Source organism: Streptomyces sp. NPDC058534 (assembly GCF_042717365.1).
Classification (GTDB): domain Bacteria; phylum Actinomycetota; class Actinomycetes; order Streptomycetales; family Streptomycetaceae; genus Streptomyces.
This window is the reverse complement of sequence record NZ_JBHXNW010000054.1, coordinates 1-3,902: the sequence shown is the minus strand read 5'-3', so window position 1 is coordinate 3,902 and position 3,902 is coordinate 1. Positions and strand designations below refer to the sequence as shown.

4 protein-coding genes and 1 pseudogene are annotated in these 3,902 nt (G+C 71.3%); all 5 read right to left on the bottom strand.

Annotated elements, in window-relative coordinates:
• Positions 1-92: 92 nt before the first annotated feature.
• Entirely contained in the window at positions 93-284 is a 192-nt protein-coding gene (locus tag ACFWR9_RS28480; protein WP_383846793.1) for a hypothetical protein, read from the bottom strand.
• A 127-nt stretch (positions 285-411) separates the two neighbouring features.
• Positions 412-1,365, bottom strand: a complete 954-nt coding sequence (locus tag ACFWR9_RS28475; RefSeq protein WP_383846791.1) for an alpha/beta fold hydrolase — start codon at positions 1,363-1,365, stop codon at positions 412-414.
• The gene (locus tag ACFWR9_RS28470) at positions 1,362-1,850 is read right to left on the bottom strand and encodes a phage holin family protein (RefSeq protein ID WP_383846887.1); all 489 of its coding nucleotides are present in this window, start codon (positions 1,848-1,850) and stop codon (positions 1,362-1,364) included. Before ACFWR9_RS28470 ends, ACFWR9_RS28475 begins: the two co-directional genes overlap by 4 nt.
• 114 nt (positions 1,851-1,964) lie before the next feature.
• Positions 1,965-3,389, bottom strand: a complete 1,425-nt coding sequence (gene nhaA / locus ACFWR9_RS28465; protein ID WP_383846789.1) for a Na+/H+ antiporter NhaA — start codon at positions 3,387-3,389, stop codon at positions 1,965-1,967.
• Positions 3,390-3,555: 166 nt separating this feature from the next.
• Positions 3,556-3,902: pseudogene (locus tag ACFWR9_RS28460) on the bottom strand (acetyl-coenzyme A synthetase); the annotation flags it as partial.

The window sequence follows — 3,902 nt, the reverse complement described above, 5'->3', positions numbered from 1 at the left end:
CCCTCCTCCGCCTTGCAGCTGCACGCACCACGCCCCGCTCGGGTGGTCGAAAGGCGCAGTCTCTTTCAGCCGGCGGATCCAAACGACAGGCCCTAGACCTGCGAGCCGCGTTGGTGGCGCAGCCGTACCGAGACCCAGCGGGCCCGGCGGCGCAGGATGCGCGGGATGCCCACCCGTGGGTCCGCACCCGCCAGTTGCGGGGTGCCGCCTCGTCGGTGGATGTTCATGCCGCTCGTGGAGCGGCCGTCGCGTGCTACGTCGTTGTAGTCGTGCGTCCAGCCCATACCCGGACGTGTGCCCCCGCCCCAAGGTCGATAACCGCTCCGAGGGCGCCCAATTGGCCTATGCGCGGGGCAAGTGGCCGTTCATAGGACAAGCGTTCTGGTTCGGATACCGGGTGCGTTCGCTCCGTCACCGATCGGGTTCGGGATCCTTCAGCCAGTTGATCAGTTCGGTCGAGAACGCGACCGGGTCCTCTTCGTGCGGGAAGTGTCCGAGACCGTCGAACAGCCGCCAGCGGTACGGCGCTTCGACGTACTGCCCGGACCCGGCCGCGCTCCGCGTCCGCATCACGGGGTCCAGCGAGCCGTGCAGGTGCAGGGTCGGCACGCGCACCGGCCGCTTCATCCGGCGGTAGAACTGGATGCCGTCCGGACGGGCCAGGGAGCGCACCAGCCAACGGTACGGCTCGACGGAGCAGTGCGCCGTGGAGGGAACGCACATCGCGCGCCGGTACGCCGTCACCGCCTCGTCGTCCAGCAGCCGCGGCCCCGACCAGTCGTGGAGCAGCCGGCCGACCAGCGCGCCGTCGTCCGCGGTGAGTTGGCGCTCCGGCACCCACGGGCGCTGGAAACCCCAGATGTAGGAGCCCGCCCGGCTCTGGCGAACGTCTCCGAGCATGGCCGAGCGCCAGCGCCGGGGGTGCGGCATCGAGGAGACCGCGAGCCGCCGCACCAGCTTGGGCCGCATCGCGGCGGCCGTCCAGGCCAGGTAGCCGCCCAGGTCGTGGCCGACCAGCGCGGCGTCCGGCTCGCCGAGCGAGCGGACCACCCCGGTGATGTCCAGGGCGAGGCCGGCGGGGTCGTAGCCGCGCGGGGTGCGGTCGCTGCCGCCGACGCCGCGCAGGTCCATGGCGACCGCGCGGAATCCGGCGTCGGCGAGCGCCACCAGCTGGTGCCGCCAGGTCCACCAGAACTGGGGGAAGCCGTGCAGCAGCAGCACCAGCGGCCCGTCGCCCAGCTCGGCGATGTGGAAGCGGGCGCCGTTGGCCGCGACGTCCCGGTGGATCACCTCGTGGCCGCCGGGCATGGCCGGCCGGACGACCGAAGTGGGGGGCTGGCCCGAAGGGGTGGTGGAGCCGGTCATGAGGACGAGCGTGCCACAGCCTCGATGGCTTCGGGGGACCGGTCCGCGGACAGCTCCGGACGCGGGTGCGGCTTGGCGTTCTGCAGCACGCCCGCCGACTGCTTCACCGAGGCGGCGACCTTCTGCGGACCGCGGCCCTTCTTGGCCTTCTTCGCGAAGACGATGCCGATCAGCGCGAGCAGGCCCGCGACGAGGACGCTCGCCGCGAAGGACAGCAGGAAGCAGACCGCCAGGTTCCAGTGGCTCCAGGTCCGGATGCCGTAGGCCAGCGCGAAGCTCAGCATCGGCAGCGAGAAGACCAGGAGCACGCCCGCGGCGGAGAACGCGCCGCCGCTCGTCGCCCCGCGCTTGACGTCCTGCCTCAGCTGCGCCTTGGCCAGCGCGATCTCGTCGTGCACGAGCGCCGACATTTCGGTGGTCGCCGAGGCGAACAGCTGGCCGATGCTGCGTTCGGTGCCGACCGGGCTGCCGTCGGGTGCGCTCATCGCGGTCTCCCTCTTCTGCTGGCTCATCTGCGTACGGTTGTGTGACGTCGTCCTCGGCCCTGATGCGTTCGGTCCGAGTGCGAACGGTCCCGTCTTTTGTACCGTCTCGTCAGATCATGCCGGACCGCCGCCCTCATCGCCTGCCCCGCCCTTCACTTCGGCAAGCCGCGCCGACTCCATCTCCTCGGCGATCCGGCGGTGCTCGGCGGCCTTCTTCTCGTACACGGCGGCCACGCGCAGGTGGTAGGCGGGGTCGTCCTCCTCGTAGATGTCCGGGACGCCGCTGAGGTCGTCGTCGCGCTCCTCTTCGGCCACCATCCCGCGGTACTTGGCGTTCCGTATCTTCAGCAGCACCGTCGCCAGGCCCGCCGCGACCAGCGAACCGGTCAGGACGGCGGCCTTCACCTGCCCGGTCATCGCCGCGTCGCCCTCGAAGGCCAGTTCGCCGATGAGCAGCGAGACGGTGAACCCGATGCCGGCCAGCGTCGCCACCGCGAACACGTCGGCCCATGCGAGGTCGTCGCTGAGCGAGGCCCGGGTGAAGCGCGCCGTCAGCCAGGTGCCGCCGAAGATGCCCAGCGCCTTGCCGACGACGAGCCCGAGCACGACACCGAGGGTCTCCGGCTCGGTGAACACGTCCGAGAGCGCGCCGCCCGAGAGCGAGACGCCCGCGCTGAACAGCGCGAACAGCGGCACGGCCAGGCCCGCGGACAGGGGTCGGACGAGGTGCTCGATGTGCTCGCCGGGGGAGTGCCGCTCGCCCTCGCGGGTGTGGCAGCGCAGCATCAGGCCCATCGCGACGCCCGCGATGGTGGCGTGGACGCCGCTGTTGTACATCAGCGCCCAGATCACCAGGCCCAGCGGGACGTACACGTACCAGCCGCGCACGCCCTTGCGCAGCAGCAGCCAGAAGACGGCGAGGCCGACGACCGCGCCGCCGAGCGCGGCGAAGTCCAGGCTGTCGGTGAAGAAGACGGCGATGATCAGGATGGCGAACAGGTCGTCGACGACGGCGAGCGTCAGCAGGAAGGCGCGCAGGGCGCTCGGCAGGGACGTGCCGATGACGGCGAGCACGGCGAGCGCGAAGGCGATGTCGGTGGCGGTGGGCACGGCCCAGCCGGCCAGGGAACCGCCGCCCGCGGTGCTGGTGACGGTGTAGACGACCGCCGGTACGGCCATCCCGCACAGCGCCGCGACCACCGGGAGCACGGCTGCCCTCGGGTCCTTGAGGTCACCGGCGACGAGTTCCCGCTTGAGTTCGATGCCGGCGACGAAGAAGAAGACCGCGAGGAGCCCGTCGGCGGCCCAGTGCGCGACCGACAGGTCCAGGCCGAGGGCCGCGGGGCCGAAGTGGAAGCCGCCGACGCTCTCGTAGCTGCCCCCGAGCGCCGGCAGGTTCGCCCACACCAGCGCGGCGACCGCGGCGACCAGCAGCAGCACACCGCCGACGGTCTCGGTGCGCAGCGCCTCCGCGACGTAGTTCCGCTCCGGAAGGGACAGCCGTCCGAAGGCTTTGCGGGGGGTGCGGGGCACGGTCACGGGGAAGACCTCCGGTCTGGGGGCAGCACTGAAACACTTGCCGACCAGACTTCCCGGCGCACCATGAGGATCTTGTTGGGTCTCTTACGCGGTCCTCAGCCTACCCAAACAGCAAACCGAAAGGGCACCCGGCGGGTCTTCGCCGGGTGCCCTCGGAGCAGGTGGTTCAGTCCTCGCTGGGTGCGGCGGGGAGCTTCGTCTGGATGAGGTCCATGACGGTGGAGTCGGTGAGGGTCGTGACGTCGCCGAGCTGGCGGTTCTCCGCGACGTCGCGGAGCAGGCGTCGCATGATCTTGCCGGAGCGGGTCTTGGGCAGCTCGGCCACCGGGAGGATCCGTTTGGGTTTGGCGATGGGGCCGAGTGTGGTGCCGACGTGGTTGCGCAGCTCGGTGACCAGGTCGTCGGACTCCGCCGCGGTGCCGCGCAGGATCACGAAGGCGACGATGGCCTGGCCGGTGGTCTCGTCGGCGGCGCCGACCACGGCGGCCTCGGCGACCGAGGGGTGGGAGACGA